16 protein-coding genes are annotated in these 13,059 nt (G+C 67.2%); 9 read left to right on the top strand and 7 right to left on the bottom strand.

Features of this window, described 5'->3' with window-relative positions:
* Positions 1 to 37: 37 nt before the first annotated feature.
* From OG555_RS04110 to OG555_RS04090, 5 genes are all read right to left on the bottom strand, one after another.
* A complete protein-coding gene (locus tag OG555_RS04110) occupies positions 38 to 1,231 on the bottom strand; it encodes a glycoside hydrolase family 64 protein (protein ID WP_329481328.1) in 1,194 nt (397 codons plus the stop codon).
* A gap of 227 nt (positions 1,232 to 1,458) precedes the next feature.
* Positions 1,459 to 2,016 carry a DinB family protein gene (locus OG555_RS04105; protein ID WP_329481327.1) on the bottom strand — a complete coding sequence of 186 codons (558 nt, stop codon included), beginning with the start codon at positions 2,014 to 2,016 and terminating at the stop codon, positions 1,459 to 1,461.
* Between the two features lie 163 nt (positions 2,017 to 2,179).
* Entirely contained in the window at positions 2,180 to 3,349 is a 1,170-nt protein-coding gene (locus OG555_RS04100) for a DNA recombination protein RmuC (RefSeq protein ID WP_329481326.1), read from the bottom strand.
* 122 nt (positions 3,350 to 3,471) lie between these two features.
* On the bottom strand, positions 3,472 to 4,242 hold the full coding sequence (locus OG555_RS04095) for a polysaccharide deacetylase family protein (RefSeq protein ID WP_329481325.1): 771 nt from the start codon (positions 4,240 to 4,242) through the stop codon (positions 3,472 to 3,474).
* Between the two features lie 73 nt (positions 4,243 to 4,315).
* The gene (locus OG555_RS04090) at positions 4,316 to 5,356 is read right to left on the bottom strand and encodes a DUF817 domain-containing protein (RefSeq protein ID WP_329481324.1); all 1,041 of its coding nucleotides are present in this window, start codon (positions 5,354 to 5,356) and stop codon (positions 4,316 to 4,318) included.
* Positions 5,357 to 5,430: 74 nt separating this feature from the next.
* Between OG555_RS04090 and OG555_RS04085 the strand changes: the two genes are divergently transcribed.
* The 6 genes from OG555_RS04085 (at position 5,431) to OG555_RS04060 (ending at position 8,868) form a co-directional block, all read left to right on the top strand.
* Positions 5,431 to 5,961 carry a GNAT family N-acetyltransferase gene (locus OG555_RS04085; RefSeq protein ID WP_328526789.1) on the top strand — a complete coding sequence of 177 codons (531 nt, stop codon included), beginning with the start codon at positions 5,431 to 5,433 and terminating at the stop codon, positions 5,959 to 5,961.
* 50 nt (positions 5,962 to 6,011) lie between these two features.
* A complete protein-coding gene (ychF, locus tag OG555_RS04080; RefSeq protein ID WP_329481322.1) occupies positions 6,012 to 7,088 on the top strand; it encodes a redox-regulated ATPase YchF in 1,077 nt (358 codons plus the stop codon).
* Between the two features lie 15 nt (positions 7,089 to 7,103).
* Positions 7,104 to 7,652 (top strand): GNAT family N-acetyltransferase, encoded by a 549-nt coding sequence (locus tag OG555_RS04075; protein WP_329481320.1) that lies wholly within the window; start codon positions 7,104 to 7,106, stop codon positions 7,650 to 7,652.
* 155 nt (positions 7,653 to 7,807) lie between these two features.
* Positions 7,808 to 8,089: a helix-turn-helix domain-containing protein gene (locus OG555_RS04070; protein ID WP_329481317.1), complete on the top strand. Its 282-nt coding sequence runs from the start codon at positions 7,808 to 7,810 to the stop codon at positions 8,087 to 8,089.
* Positions 8,086 to 8,319 (top strand): hypothetical protein, encoded by a 234-nt coding sequence (locus OG555_RS04065; protein WP_329481315.1) that lies wholly within the window; start codon positions 8,086 to 8,088, stop codon positions 8,317 to 8,319. Before OG555_RS04070 ends, OG555_RS04065 begins: the two co-directional genes overlap by 4 nt.
* A 63-nt stretch (positions 8,320 to 8,382) precedes the next feature.
* Complete coding sequence (locus tag OG555_RS04060) at positions 8,383 to 8,868, top strand: HipA domain-containing protein (RefSeq protein ID WP_329481313.1); 486 nt, start codon at positions 8,383 to 8,385, stop codon at positions 8,866 to 8,868.
* Positions 8,869 to 8,877: 9 nt separating this feature from the next.
* On the opposite strand, the gene OG555_RS04055 is transcribed toward OG555_RS04060, so the two are convergent.
* Both OG555_RS04055 and OG555_RS04050 read right to left on the bottom strand, forming a co-directional pair.
* Positions 8,878 to 9,465 carry a hypothetical protein gene (locus OG555_RS04055; RefSeq protein WP_329481311.1) on the bottom strand — a complete coding sequence of 196 codons (588 nt, stop codon included), beginning with the start codon at positions 9,463 to 9,465 and terminating at the stop codon, positions 8,878 to 8,880.
* Between the two features lie 35 nt (positions 9,466 to 9,500).
* Entirely contained in the window at positions 9,501 to 10,463 is a 963-nt protein-coding gene (locus tag OG555_RS04050) for a helix-turn-helix transcriptional regulator (RefSeq protein WP_329481308.1), read from the bottom strand.
* Between the two features lie 61 nt (positions 10,464 to 10,524).
* On the opposite strand from OG555_RS04050, the gene OG555_RS04045 reads away from it, so the two are divergent.
* From OG555_RS04045 to OG555_RS04035, 3 genes are read left to right on the top strand one after another with little or no spacing between them, the layout of a single operon-like run.
* Positions 10,525 to 11,499 (top strand): ABC transporter ATP-binding protein, encoded by a 975-nt coding sequence (locus OG555_RS04045; protein WP_329481306.1) that lies wholly within the window; start codon positions 10,525 to 10,527, stop codon positions 11,497 to 11,499.
* Positions 11,496 to 12,263: an ABC-2 family transporter protein gene (locus OG555_RS04040; protein ID WP_329481304.1), complete on the top strand. Its 768-nt coding sequence runs from the start codon at positions 11,496 to 11,498 to the stop codon at positions 12,261 to 12,263. The genes OG555_RS04045 and OG555_RS04040 overlap by 4 nt, the downstream gene beginning before the upstream one ends.
* Complete coding sequence (locus OG555_RS04035) at positions 12,260 to 13,045, top strand: ABC-2 family transporter protein (RefSeq protein WP_329481302.1); 786 nt, start codon at positions 12,260 to 12,262, stop codon at positions 13,043 to 13,045. The genes OG555_RS04040 and OG555_RS04035 overlap by 4 nt, the downstream gene beginning before the upstream one ends.
* Positions 13,046 to 13,059: the final 14 nt, after the last annotated feature.

The following is a 13,059-nucleotide window of genomic DNA, read 5'->3' as shown; positions in this document are numbered from 1 at the left end:
CGGTAAGCTGCCACTAACCAAGTCCGGAGTCAAGCCCTCAGTTGAACGGATCGAGGGTGAGGTTGGCCTGCTGAGGGTTGCCGTCGTGGACGAGGGACTCGTGGTTGCCGACGTCGTCGAAGGCGAACGCGTACGCGTTGCCGTCAGCCATCTGTGCGTGGATCTTGCGGGCGTAGTGGTTGGTGACCGTGTCCTGGTAGAAGTTGCTGCTGTTCGGATCGGGCTGGTTCGGGTTCACGAGCAGGGTGGAGCGGTTGTAGCCGGCGCACAGGGTGCGCGAGATCGGCCCGCGGACCTGGTCGTTGGGTGCGTCGAGCAACTTGAAGCAGCCGAAGATGCTGGCCGCGTCCGGCTTCTGGAACGAGGTGACGACGGCTCCCGAGCTGTTGGTGAAATTCAGGACGTTGCCGGAGACGCGACCGAAGTACTTGGTGTTCGGCTGGTCGCCGAAGGGAGTGACCGTGAGGGTCTCGTTGCTGTACTTCGTCCAGACCCGGTTCACGTAGTCGTCCATCACGTTCGCCGGGAGCGCACCCGTGTCCACGCCGTACGTCGGCGAGAGCGCGCGCAGTACCGAACCATCCGGTGCCGTCTGGATCAGGTTGGCCCAGCCGCCCGGCTGACCGCGCAGCGCGTTGTAGAAGTTGTTGTAGCCGCCGGCAACGAGGTGACCGGTAGTCTTCGTGCTCCCGTCAGCGAGCCGCACTCCGACGGCGTACGGGGCGGAGAACATGTCGACCTGAGTGCTGTTGATCCACAGTCCCGAGTCGTTGAGCGTGTACTCCGACCAGTTGAACAGGATGTTGTGGTTCGGATCGGTCGGATTCTGTACGGCGGGTTGGACCAAGCCGCCTGTGGTCAGCTTGAAGACCAGCTTCTGTCCGTAGGAGAAGTACACGCGGCCGGAGAACTTCGGCATCCGGATCGTGACCGACTGCCCATTGGCAGGCCCGGCGATGGACGCGTCCGGGGCGGGAGTCGGCGGGTTGCCGCCGGCCGGCCAGGTGTGGAAGTTGCCTGCGGCATCGGCCCACCCTTGCTGTCCGGTGGCCAGGTTGGTGCCCAGGTTGTAGACGTAGAGCGCGTCGCCGCGGCCGGAGTTGTTGGTGATCTGCAAGGGAATGGTCGCCGGCACAGCCGCCTCTGCCGACCGGTCGACGCTTGCGGTGATGACGCCGGCAACGCTCGCCGCAACCGCGACGATCGCCAGTACGCGAATTCTGATCCGCACAGTTCCTCCTCAGGTCAGTCCCGTACGAGAAGGCGACGCGCCGGCCGACCTGCCGCACCCACCAGGCGGCAGCAGGATCCGAACCGGCGCTCAGGTCCGAACGGCGAGGGACGGTAGACCGCCGAACGACCGAGAGAGCGCTCTCATCGTTCCGCAACCCGGCCCCCCACTGTCAACACCCCACACCTGTCGGCTTTCCGACAGGCGTGGGGTGCGCGCAGCGGTGGTCAGGCCGGCGCGTCTCCGCGCGGGGCGCCCTCGCCGACGAGGCCGTCGATCGACTCGCGGATGAGGTCGGCGTGGCCGGTATGCCGCGCGTACTCCTCGATCATGTCGACCAGGATGAAGCGCAGGCTCGGTGCCCGCCCGTCCCGCGAGACCCGCTTGGCGAGCTGATCCACGCCGCCGGTGGTCAGCGCTTCGGCGACTGCACTGCGCGAGCGCTCGACGGACGCCTGCCAGAGCGCCACGAGTTGCTCGGGGGAGTCGTCCGCTGCGCTTTCCCAGTCCCAGCCGGGGTTCGCGTCCCAGTCGACGGCGTCCCACGGCGCGCCGAGCTCGCGGTCGTGCAGTCGCCCGGTGAAGTAGTCGTCCTCCACGAGCGCCAGATGCTTGAGCAGACCGCCCAGTGTCACGGTCGACGGCGGGTGCTGCCTGGTGAGACCGGCCGCGTCGAGACCACCACACTTCCAGGCGAAGGTACGGCGGTTGCGCTCGAGTGCACCGAGCAGAGTGTCGACTTCGGTGCCGGCGATTGGCGGTTCCTCGAGAGGCTTGGTGTCCATGCGGAGCACGCTATCGGCGGTTCCGGACGGTCGACCGCCGGAATGCCGAGCCCTGCCCTTCTCTCTCAACCCCTCGACCCCTCTCAGCCGCTCGCTCTCCCTCAGCCGCTCGCTCTCCCTCAGCCGCTCGCTCTCCCTCAGCCGCTCGGTCTCGCGGCCTCGGTCAGCCGGTCTGGGTCGGGGGCCAGCGTCGGGTGGAGTGGGGGTCTTCCAGGGCGACGAATTCGGGCGCGGTGAGTGGTCGGACGGAGGCTTCGATGGATTCCATCGCGGTGAGTTCGGCTTCGGTGACGTGGAGGTCGCGGAGTTTGCGGGCGGTGATGAAGACGCGTCGCTCGAACGAGCCGACGGTGCCGTTGTAGGCCTCGACAGCGGCGGTCAGCGAGCGACCGACCCGGCCGAGGTGATCGCCCATGGTGCCAAGACGTTCGTACAGCTCGCGGCCGAGCTCGAAGACCTGCTGGGCGGACTCGGTCAGCGCCGACTGGTTCCACGCGTACGCCGCCGCGCGCAGGGTGGCGATCAGCGTCGTCGGCGTCGCCAGGATCACCCGGCGCTCAGCGGCGTACTCGAGCAGGGACGGCTCGACGTCGAGCGCCGCGGACAGGAACGACTCGCCCGGCACGAACAGGATGACGAACTCCGGTGAAGGCGACAGTCTCGTCCAGTACGCCTTCGCCGACAGTTGATCGACGTGGATCCGCAGATGCCGGGCGTGGGCCCGCAATCGGTCCTCGCGGAAGTCGGCGTCGTCCGACTCGGTCGCCTCCAGGAATGCTGCCAGCGGCACCTTCGAGTCGACGACGAGATTCTTGCCCTCGGCAAGCCTCACGACAAGGTCCGGCCGCAGCAGCCCGTCCTCGCCGACCGTCGTCGTCTGCTCGGTGAAGTCGCAGTGCGCGACCATCCCGGCCAGCTCGACAGTCCGGCGCAGATGCAGCTCACCCCAACGCCCGCGCACCTGAGGCTTGCGCAGCGCGGTCGACAGCGACGCCGTCTCGCGCCGCAGCGCCTCGCCGCTGATCCGCACTTCGTTGACTTGTTGGTGGAGTTGGCTCTGCCAGGCCGCGCGACCTTGCTCGAGCTGATTCAGCTGTGCGTGCAGGCGATCCAGCGCGTCCTTCACCACCGCCTGTCCGGACATCTGCTGTCCGACCGCGGTCCGCTCGCCGGTCAGCTCCACCACTCGATCCTCGGCCGCATCCCGCTCAGCCGTCACCCGAGCCAGCTGAGCCCCGTCGCGCCCGCGCACCCAGAGCACACCGAACACCGCCCCGAGCAGCAACCCCACCACGAGGAAAAGCAGCACCAACAACACCGTCGTACCGGTCATGTCACAGATAGTGCCGAACTCCACCGACAGTTTCGGCGCATCACGCCGGAGGGCCGGGAAAGTGCCGGAAGAATGCCGCCTCGGTGCCGGGTGTGGACGGGGTTCGATCGGCAAGCTGAAAGTCAGCAGTCCATGGCTGGGAACGAGTAGCCCTGGGCCTTGAGGAGGGGCAGGACCCTGTCCAGGGCGGCGACCGTCTCCGAGCGGTCTCCGCCGCCGTCGTGAAGGAGGATGATGTTGTGGTTCTGCGCGTGAGTCAGGATGTTGTGCACGATCGCCCGGGTGCCGGGGCGGGCCCAGTCGCGGGGGTCGACGTCCCACAGGACCTGGACCATGCCGGCGGCCTTGATGTCGGCGCGGACCTTCGGGTTCGAGGCGCCGTACGGCGGGCGGAAGCAGGTCGACCGCGGTCCGTCGAAGATCTCGTGGTGCCGCCTGGCCGGCGAGATCGCGGTCAGCTGCGGGTGCGTGATCGAGTGGCTGCCGATCGTGTTGCCGGCGGCAAGCACCTGCTCGCGCAGACCCGGGTGCGCGGTCTGGATACCGCCGAGCTCGAAGAAGGTCGCGTGGGCGCCGTGCTTCGCCAGCGTCTGGAGGACCTTCGGTGTCCACAGCGGGTCCGGACCGTCGTCGAAGCTCAGGAACAGGACCCTTTTGTTGCCTGTGGCAAGCGCTGCGGTCGGGTTCGGGGCGGGCCGGTGCGGCGTCGACGGCGGAGCGTTGACGCTGGGGGTCTCGGTCGGTGTCGCGGACGGGGAGATGGGCGAGGTCTGCGTGGTCGCGGCGGCCGGCTTCGGCGGCCGCGAATGTCCGAGCGCCAGGACCAGCAGCGATCCGACGACGACGGTCAGCGCCACCCCGGTCGCGACGAACGCGGCGAACTTTCGGGACATGATGCTCCCTTGCAGATCGGGCGGATGTTCCCCAGTCGCTCCCGCTCAGGAGCCTTACATGGAAGGAGACGCCCTACTGTCCGCTCCGGTTGGCGCCGTCATGTTGCGGTGAGGTCTCAGCCACCGTCGCAGTCTCCGCCGGGCTCTTCGCCGCGCGCTCTGCCGTGGTCTCTGCAGCGCTCTCCGCCGGGCTCCCTGGCGCGCTTTCCGCCGCGCCTTCCGCCGGGCTCCGCGTCGCTCTTTCGGCCGCGCCGAGGTCGGCGGGCGTGATGGTGGTGGCCTGCGGGGTCGCGACCGTCGCGGGTGTGCCGCGGTGGTAGAAGCGGCCTTCGAGGGACTTGATACTGGCGACCAGGACGAAGCTCATGCTGACCAGCAACGCCCACGCGCCGAACTTGGCCGGGTGGACGAGGTGCCAGACGTTGACCTGGTCGGGGTAGTTCCACGCGTCCAGGAAGGTGCCGAAGTTCTCCGCGATCCACAGGAAGAAGCCGATCAGTCCGAACGCCACCGCGAGCGGCATGCGATGTCGCCGTACGCCGACCGTGTAGAAGACCCACGTACGGCGGAGCGCGATCAGGAGGCCGAGTGCGATCGGGATGCGCAGGTCGGGCAGCCAATGGTGGGTGAAGAAGTTCGTGTAGATCAGCACGGCGAGGATCGTGGTCAGCACTGGGCGGTAGCCGCTCACCCGCAGGTCGAACCGTCGCCAGGCCTGGCAGAGGTAGCTGCCGACCGCGGCATACATGAAGCCGGCGAACAGCGGCACCCCGGCGAACTTGGTGACCGCGTCGCCCGGGTACTGCCATGACCCGATCTGCACCTTGAACAGTTCCAGCCCGAGGCCGATCAGGTGGAACGCGAAGATCACCGCGACCTCGCGCCATGTCTCCAGCCCGACCACCCAGAAGAGGAGTGTCAGACCGAGGCAGTAGAGCAGCAGAGCGTCGTAGCGGGCAATCGGGAGATCGACGTACTTCGAGATCGCGAGGCCGGCGAACAGGCACGCGGGGAACAGGCACGACACCAGTTCGAGCCACCCGAACCGCAGGAATTGGAGGCAACCGAACACGAAGCGTGAGAGGACTCGGCCGGTGATCTTCCAACTGGTCACAGAGTGGAGACGTCGCTTGCCCTCGACTGGTTGGGACGGATAGATGATTCGGCAAGCGATGGGGAGGTGCCGCGATGGATCCCAAGGTGGTTTACGAGACAGACCGGCTCGTCGTGCGGGACTGGGTGGACACCGATGAAGACCGGGTGTTCGACATCTACCGCCGCTGGGAGGTGTCGCGCTGGCTCGGCGCCGAGCCGCGAGTGATGGCCGATCGCGGCGCCGCCGCGAAGGTGATCGAACGCTGGAATGCGCGCAACCAGGACCCGACGTACGGCGTCTGGGCCGTGGAGGAACGGTCGACGGGCACGGTCGCGGGGACCGTCCTCCTCGTGCCACTGCCCCAGCCGTCCGACGGGACCGCAAGCAAGGGCGAGATCGAAGTCGGCTGGCACTTTCACCCGGACGCGTGGGGCCGGGGCCTGGCGACGGAGGCGGCGCGCGGCGCGATCGCACACGGCTTCAAGGCCGGACTCGGCGAGATCTACGCGGTGGTCCGCCCGGACAACGCCGCCTCGCTCGCCGTCTGCCGCCGCCTCGGCATGCGCTCGATCGGCCGCACCAACCGCTGGTACGGCGCCGAACTGGAGGCCTTCCTGCTCTGAAAGCCTCCGGATTGGGGTGCGAGGGCCCCGGCCGCGTAACCTTGACGCCCGTGGCACTCACCATTGGAATCGTCGGGCTCCCCAACGCGGGCAAGTCCACCCTGTTCAACGCGCTGACCAAGAACAACGTGCTCGCCGCGAACTACCCGTTCGCGACCATCGAGCCGAATGTCGGTGTGGTCGGCGTGCCGGACGCACGGCTGGGCAAGCTGGCCGAGCTCTACAACTCCGCGAAGGTGATCCCCGCCACCGTGCAGTTCGTCGACATCGCCGGGATCGTCCGCGGCGCGTCCGAGGGTGAGGGGCTAGGCAACAAGTTCCTCAGCCACATCCGCGAATCGGACGCGATCTGCCAGGTCACCCGGGTGTTCCGCGACGACGATGTGACCCACGTCGACGGCAAGGTCTCGCCGGCCGACGACATCTCCACGATCCAGACCGAGCTGATCCTGGCCGACCTGCAGACCGTCGAGAAGGCGATCCCGCGGCTGGAGAAGGAAGCCCGGCTGAAGAAGGAGAGCGCCGTCGTACTGGAGGCGGTGCGGGCCGCGCAGAAGCACCTCGAGGCCGGTACGCCGATCATCGCGACCGACGTGGATCGCGACGCGATCCGCGAACTCATGCTGATGACGGCCAAGCCGTACCTGTTCGTCTTCAACTGCGACGCCGACGAACTCACCGACGAGCCGCTCAAGCAGCAGATGCGGGATCTGGTCGCGCCGGCCGAGGCGATCTTCCTGGACGCGAAGTTCGAGGCCGAGCTGGTCGAGCTCGGCGACGAGGACGAGGCACGCGAGATGCTCGCCGAGATGGGCATCGACGAGCCCGGCCTCGACGTACTGGCCCGGGTCGGCTTCGACACCCTCGGCCTGCAGACCTACCTCACCGCCGGTCCGAAGGAATCCCGCGCCTGGACGATCAAGCGCGGCGCCACCGCCCCCGAGGCCGCCGGCGTCATCCACACCGACTTCCAGCGCGGCTTCATCAAGGCCGAGATCGTCTCCTACGCTGACCTGATGGACGCCGGCACCATGACCGCCGCCCGCTCCGCCGGCAAGGTCCGCATGGAGGGCAAGGACTACGTGATGCAAGACGGGGACGTCGTCGAGTTCCGCTTCAACGTCTGACGGGAAGAAGCGACGATGCTTGACGCGCTGCCCTGTACCGAAGGTCAGATCCGCGTCCGCACTCTCGAGTATGGCGATGCCGCCCTCTTCGCTCGGGGATCCAGCGATGAGTCAGTCAAGCGGAACGGGCACCTACCGCTCTCCGACTACACGGAGGACGTCGTTCGGGAGCAGATTGACGGTGACATCGCGGACGGGCTCGCTGACGGTTCTTTGGCTGTGCTCGCAATCGCCGACGCCGGCTCTGACGAATTCCTCGGCAGCATCGTCCTGTTCAACGTGAGGGCGGACAGTGCGGAGGTCGGATTCTGGTTGGCTCCTTGGGGCAGGGGGAGAGGCGCGGCCCGGGACGCTCTTTCGGCGGCCGCGCGCATTGCGGCTCACCAGGGGCTGACCTTCCTGGAAGCCAGGACCGCCCCAGACAATCAAGCGTCGCGACGGACCCTGCTCAGCGCCGGCTACCGTCAGGTGGGCGAGCCCCAGACCGTGACCGCACCGTCCGGAGCGGCGTTCACCGCCCTGACGTTCGAACGCTCGGTGGCGGAGTTCCGCTGCAACGTCTGAACCTTTCCCGAACGCTTACCGCCTTGCGCGGCGGCTTTGAGTGGCGGCCACCAGATAATGGCATCCCTGCTGCGCATTAGCGGCTATAATGGCCAGCGTGCTTGCCCTTACCGGCGATTGGAGAGGTAATAGCCATGGCGCCATCGGCTGTGCCGGTGCGAACGCGCCTCGCCGCCCAGCGGATCGGCGCGCACCTGACCGCGTGGCGCAAACTTCAGAGCCTCACAGCCGAGCAGGTCGCGGACCGGGCCGGCATCTCGCGGACCACCCTGCGTCACCTCGAGCGCGGTGAGACGACCGTCGGTCTCGAGGCGTTCCTCAACGTCGCCCGGGTGCTCGGCACTCTGGATCGGCTCGTCGATGCGCTCGACCCGTATGAGACCGACCTGGGTCGCGCCCGCGCCGATCAGGTTCTGCCGAAGCGGGTTCGGCGATGAGTGATGCTGTACTGGTGTCGGTCGAGCTGGCCGGTCGACCCGTCGACGCCGGCGTCGCGTACTTCAGCCGCCGTCATAACGTGCTGTCGACGACGCTCCGCTACGCCGAGCTGTACCTCGCACGGCCGGATGCGTATGCCATCGACCCCGCGGCCCCGCTGGCACAGGGCAATCACGTCTTCGCCGGTCTGCCGGGGTCGTTCAGCGAGACCGCTGGGGGACGAATCTGATCGCCAAGCTGATGCGGCTTAGAGCGCTTCGAGAACGGTCGGCGCATCGGGTACATGAGCGCGATGACGTTGGTCCAGGGCCGGGACGGTAGCCCGGGCGACTACCTCGAGGTGGCCGAGACTTTGACCGAGTTCGGGTCGCGGGTCAGCGTCGATCTACGGCAGCTATGGCGGCGGATCGCTTTCTCGGTCGCTATCCATAACACGGACGACCATCTGCGCAACCATGGCTTTCTCCGGGACGGGGCCTCAGGCTGGCGGTTGGCGCCGGCGTTCGACATCAACCCGAACCCGGATGCCGGAGCCCAGCGACTGACCGGGATTGGCGGCGCCCACGGTCGTGGCGACGAGCTGACTGGGCTGATGGCCTACGCGGAGTCCTTCCGATTGACGGCGGAGGAATCCCGGCAGGTCCTGCACGAGGTCCTGGCCGGTGTTGCAGGGTGGCAAGAAGTTGCTCTCAGCAACGGTGTGCCGGCGACAGAACTGCCGCGATTCGAGGAGGCCATGGAAGGTCTCCGATCCGCGATGGCCGAACTGGCCGACTGAAAGTCCATGTCATGCAAGAAGGCGCTGCAGTGACTCGGGAACCGCCATGGCGGGGATTTCCGCTTGCTTGTCCGAGATTGCGCGGCGGAGGAGTTGTGCGTTGACTGCCGTTCCGGCCATGGCGGCGATGGTTGCGTCGATCCGGGTGTGTTGCTGCCGGGCGGCCATGGTGGCGAGTTGCACCTCGATGGGGACGGTCGGGACGGGGTGTCCGTGGCATTCCAGAGTTTCGCGCTCTCGCCAGACCAGCGGTGCTCGGGTCTCGATCATCAGCAGGGCGACGGCGGGCGCGTCGATGTGGGCCAGTTCGACTTTGACGCCGTCGATGATCCATCGGCCGAAGGTCCAGCGTTCGCCGGCGTCACCGAAGTGAAGCGCGGGCTCTGCTGCTGTGCTGATCCAGACATGTGGATCATCAAGCTGCGGCGCGGCGGGTGTCGGTAGGAGGGCCGCCGCCCGGGTGATGTCGCCGGCTGTGCTGACGGCGATGTCGATGTCACCCGGAACGATCGCAGCACCGCGGAGGGCTGTGGCTGCGCTGCCGAGGAGCATCCACTCGATGCGGCCACCGTTCAGTTGCTCGGCGACGGCGGCCAACACCATGGTCCATGAGGCGCTCATGCCTGTTGAAGCTAGTTGTCGCCATGGACAGTTGGGCGAGTCGCCGGAGTATGGAGGACGGAGATCGCGTTTGAGGCGTCGCGGACTAGATCTGTTAGTTCTGGTGGGGCTAGCACTTGGGCGTTGCCGGCTTGGGCGAGCACGGCGGCGCAGGCTTCGTGGGGGTTTTCCAGGTCGGTGTGGATGATCCACCAGCCGTCGGTTTCCGGGTGCATCGGGGCGGTGGGGCGGAAGCGGCGTACGGCGTGGTCGCGGACGCGGAGGACGATGGGGTACGACGGGCGGGTGGCGCGGAACTCGCGTTGGGAGGCGGCCCAGTGGCCGGCGAGGTCGAAGTCGGGTGGTCTGGTGAAGGTGTCGTCGGTGAGAGTTGCCGAGGTCAGGCGGCCTAGGCGGTAGGTGCGGAGTTGGCCGTCGGTGCGGGCGGCGACCAGGTACCAGGTGCGAGCTTTGGCGACGAGGCCGAGGGGCGCGACGGTGAAGGGGTCGGTCCAGTCGGCGTAGGTGATCGTGATGCGGCGTTCCTCCCAGACCGCCTCGCGGCACAGGTCGAGCCAGCGCGGCACCTCGCGCCGGTCGTCCCAGCCGGCGTGATCGATCAGCAGTCGCTGGCGGGCGAACTCGGCCTCCCGTCGCGTGCCCTCGGGCAACGAGGCGATCAGCTTCGACACCGCCTGATCGCTCGACGCGTCGAGACCCAGATCGGCCAGCACATGGGCGGTCGCACCGACGAAGACCGACATCACCTCGGACGGCGTGAGCCCGGTGAGCCGGCTTCGGTAGTCGGGGAGCAGTGCCCACCCACCACCGCGGCCGCGGATCGAGTAGACGGGAACGCCGGCCAAGCTGAGCGCGTCGAGGTCGCGCTGCACGGTCCGCGGCGAGACTTCCAAAGACTGCGCGAGCCGGTCCACTGTCGACTGACCGCGGGTCTGCAGGTGCAGCAGCAGTCGGAGGAGCCGTTCGGCGCGCATGGTTCGACTATGTCAGGAAAACAAGCCATCAACTGACGTGTTTTCTCTCTACGGTCGGCGCATGACTGTTGTCGAGGTCGACCAACTGTCCATGTCCTACAAAGCCCCGGTCCGCAAAGGCGGCCTCCGCGCGGCGCTGGGTTCCCTGGTACGGCGTGAGTATCGCGAAGTCCAGGCACTCGACCAGGTGTCGTTCACGATCGAGCCAGGTGAGGTCGTCGGGTTCATCGGTCCGAACGGAGCCGGCAAGACCACCACGATGAAGATCCTGTCGGGCATCCTGCATCCGACCGGCGGCCGGGTTCGCGTCCTCGAGTCCGTCCCGTGGCAGCGTCGTTCAGCCTTCCTGAAGCGGATCGCATTCGTCCGTGGCAGTCAGCCGGTCGGCGGTTCCCAGGAACTGACCGCGATGGACTCGCTCGAGTACCAGCGCCTCCTCTACGACATCCCGCACCCGGACTTCCGCCGTACGCTCGGCGACCTGGAAGAACTCCTGAAACTCGGGCCCCTGCTCGAGCGGCAGTTGCGCGCGCTGAGCCTCGGTGAGCGGATGCGGATCGGGCTCGCGATGGCGCTGGTCTACCGGCCCGAGGTGCTGTTCCTCGACGAACCGACCATCGGGCTCGACGTCACCGCGGCGAGTCAGATCCGCGAGTTCGTCGCCGGCTACGTGCGGCAGACGCGCGCCACGGTGTTGCTGACCAGCCACTACATGGCCGATGTCGCGTCGTTGTGCCCGCGCCTGATCCTGATCGATCGAGGCCGGGTCGAGTACGACGGTCCACTCGCGGAGCTGTCCGCGCGACTGTCGCCGTACAAGCTGATCCGGATCGCGGCGCGCGGTGACGGCGACCCGGACGAGTTCGGCGAAGTGGTCGAGTCATCGGAGGGCCAATGGGTGCTCCGGGTCCCACGGGATGAGGTCGCGCAGACGACTTCTCGACTGCTCCAAGCTCTCGACGTCGTGGATCTGTCGATCGAGGAACCACCGCTGGAGAAGGTCATCGACCGGGCCTATCGGGAAGGCCTGCGATGAGAACCGGGCACTTGCTCGGGTTCCGCATCCGTCAACAGGTGCTGGATTGGTCCGGCGCCTGGTGGTTCCTGCTGACTCTCGTCGTCCAAGCGGTCGTCGCGCCGTTGATCGGGCTGTTCGTCTGGTCGGCGGTGTACCCGGACGATCCGGGGATCGCGCGGTACTACGTCGCCATCATCCCCGTCACGCTGATGACCGAGTCGTTCGAGCAGCACACCTTCTCCGAACGGATCTACGACGGGACACTCAGCCACGAACTCCTCCGCCCGCAGCCGGTCGTGATCGGCGTACTCGGCGAGAATCTCGCCATCCGTGCCTGGCTCACCCTGCTCGGTGCGCCCATCGTGCTGTTGACCGGGATCTCGCTCCAGGCCGGCTTCGACTGGCGGTCGGTGCTGCAGAGCGTCCCGTGCGTGGCACTCGCCGCGGTGCTTGTCTTCTTGTGGACATTCCTCTTGTCGACGACCGCGTTCTGGACCGATCGCGTCCATGCGGTCGTGGGCTTCGGCAGTCAGTTGATCTTCCTGTTCGGTGGTACTGCGGCGCCGATCGACCTCCTGCCCGACCTCTGGCGCCGGATCGCCCAGGCGTCGCCGTTCTACGGCATGAACGGTCTCCCGGCCGAGATCGCGGCTGGTACGCCGTACGACGGATCGCTGACGGCCGCCCTCGGATATCAGCTCTTCTGGGTGGTGGTGTTGATCGTCGTTGTCTCGGCGGTCTGGCGAGCCGGCGTACGGCGGTACACGGCGGTGGGATCGTGAAGCTGCTTCGCCTGCTGGGTGCGGGCTTCTCCATGTCGTTGCGGCGCAGCGTCGCGTTCCGGATCAACCTGGTCTTCGACGTGTTGCTGGCGTTCACCGGTCTCGGTACGGCGATCGCCGCCGTACTGATCGTGTTCACCCGGGCCGACAGTCTGGCGGGCTGGTCGAAGGCGGAGTTCCTGGTGCTGATCGGGACGTATCAGTTGATCACCGGGTTGCGGGGGACGTTCATCGATCCGAATCTGTCCTGGTTCCCGGAGACCGGGATCCGCAACGGCCGGCTCGACGGGTATTTGTTGCAGCCGGCATCCACTTTGTTCCTGGCGAGTCTGTCGCTGTCGTCGCCGTTGGCGTTGATCCAGTTCCTGCTGGGGCTCGGGGTGCTCGGGTGGGGAATCGGTGCGGCCGAGGTGTCGCCCAGCCCGGGCGGTGTGGTGAGCTGGGTTGTGCTGGTCGTGGCGGCACTGGTCGTGACGTGGGCGCTCGGCGTGCTGCTGGCCTGCTTGGCGTTCTGGGCGCCGAAGTTGCAGCTCGACGTGTTCTACCACTCCGCTTGGCAGCTCGGGCGGTATCCGATGGATGTGTTCGCCCGACCGATCCGCGTGCTGCTGACGTATGTGTTCCCGATGGCGCTGATCGCGTCGATTCCAACCGCCACCTTGCTGGGCGGTCCTCAACTTGGTGTGCTGATAGGCGGGGTAGCGGCGGCCGCAGGTGCTGCTGCACTGGCCGCGCTGGCCTGGCGCGCGGGCCTCCGCCGCTACACCGGTGCCACCTCATAGGTGTGCAGATCGAC

It is taken from the genome of Kribbella sp. NBC_01484, assembly GCF_036227145.1.
Taxonomy (GTDB): Bacteria; Actinomycetota; Actinomycetes; order Propionibacteriales; family Kribbellaceae; genus Kribbella.
Note: the sequence above shows the minus strand (reverse complement) of the source record. Positions and strands in the feature narration are given on the sequence as shown.

What these genes read in the sequence shown, in the direction of transcription:
- OG555_RS04105 (WP_329481327.1), bottom strand. Translation starts at nt 2,016, where the DNA reads ATGGACACCAAGCCTCTCGAGGAACCGCCAATCGCCGGCACCGAAGTC.
- OG555_RS04100 (WP_329481326.1), bottom strand. Translation starts at nt 3,349, where the DNA reads ATGACCGGTACGACGGTGTTGTTGGTGCTGCTTTTCCTCGTGGTGGGG.
- OG555_RS04095 (WP_329481325.1), bottom strand. Translation starts at nt 4,242, where the DNA reads ATGTCCCGAAAGTTCGCCGCGTTCGTCGCGACCGGGGTGGCGCTGACC.
- OG555_RS04085 (WP_328526789.1), top strand. Translation starts at nt 5,431, where the DNA reads ATGGATCCCAAGGTGGTTTACGAGACAGACCGGCTCGTCGTGCGGGAC.
- OG555_RS04075 (WP_329481320.1), top strand. Translation starts at nt 7,104, where the DNA reads ATGCTTGACGCGCTGCCCTGTACCGAAGGTCAGATCCGCGTCCGCACT.
- OG555_RS04065 (WP_329481315.1), top strand. Translation starts at nt 8,086, where the DNA reads ATGAGTGATGCTGTACTGGTGTCGGTCGAGCTGGCCGGTCGACCCGTC.
- OG555_RS04060 (WP_329481313.1), top strand. Translation starts at nt 8,383, where the DNA reads ATGACGTTGGTCCAGGGCCGGGACGGTAGCCCGGGCGACTACCTCGAG.
- OG555_RS04050 (WP_329481308.1), bottom strand. Translation starts at nt 10,463, where the DNA reads ATGCGCGCCGAACGGCTCCTCCGACTGCTGCTGCACCTGCAGACCCGC.
- OG555_RS04045 (WP_329481306.1), top strand. Translation starts at nt 10,525, where the DNA reads ATGACTGTTGTCGAGGTCGACCAACTGTCCATGTCCTACAAAGCCCCG.
- OG555_RS04040 (WP_329481304.1), top strand. Translation starts at nt 11,496, where the DNA reads ATGAGAACCGGGCACTTGCTCGGGTTCCGCATCCGTCAACAGGTGCTG.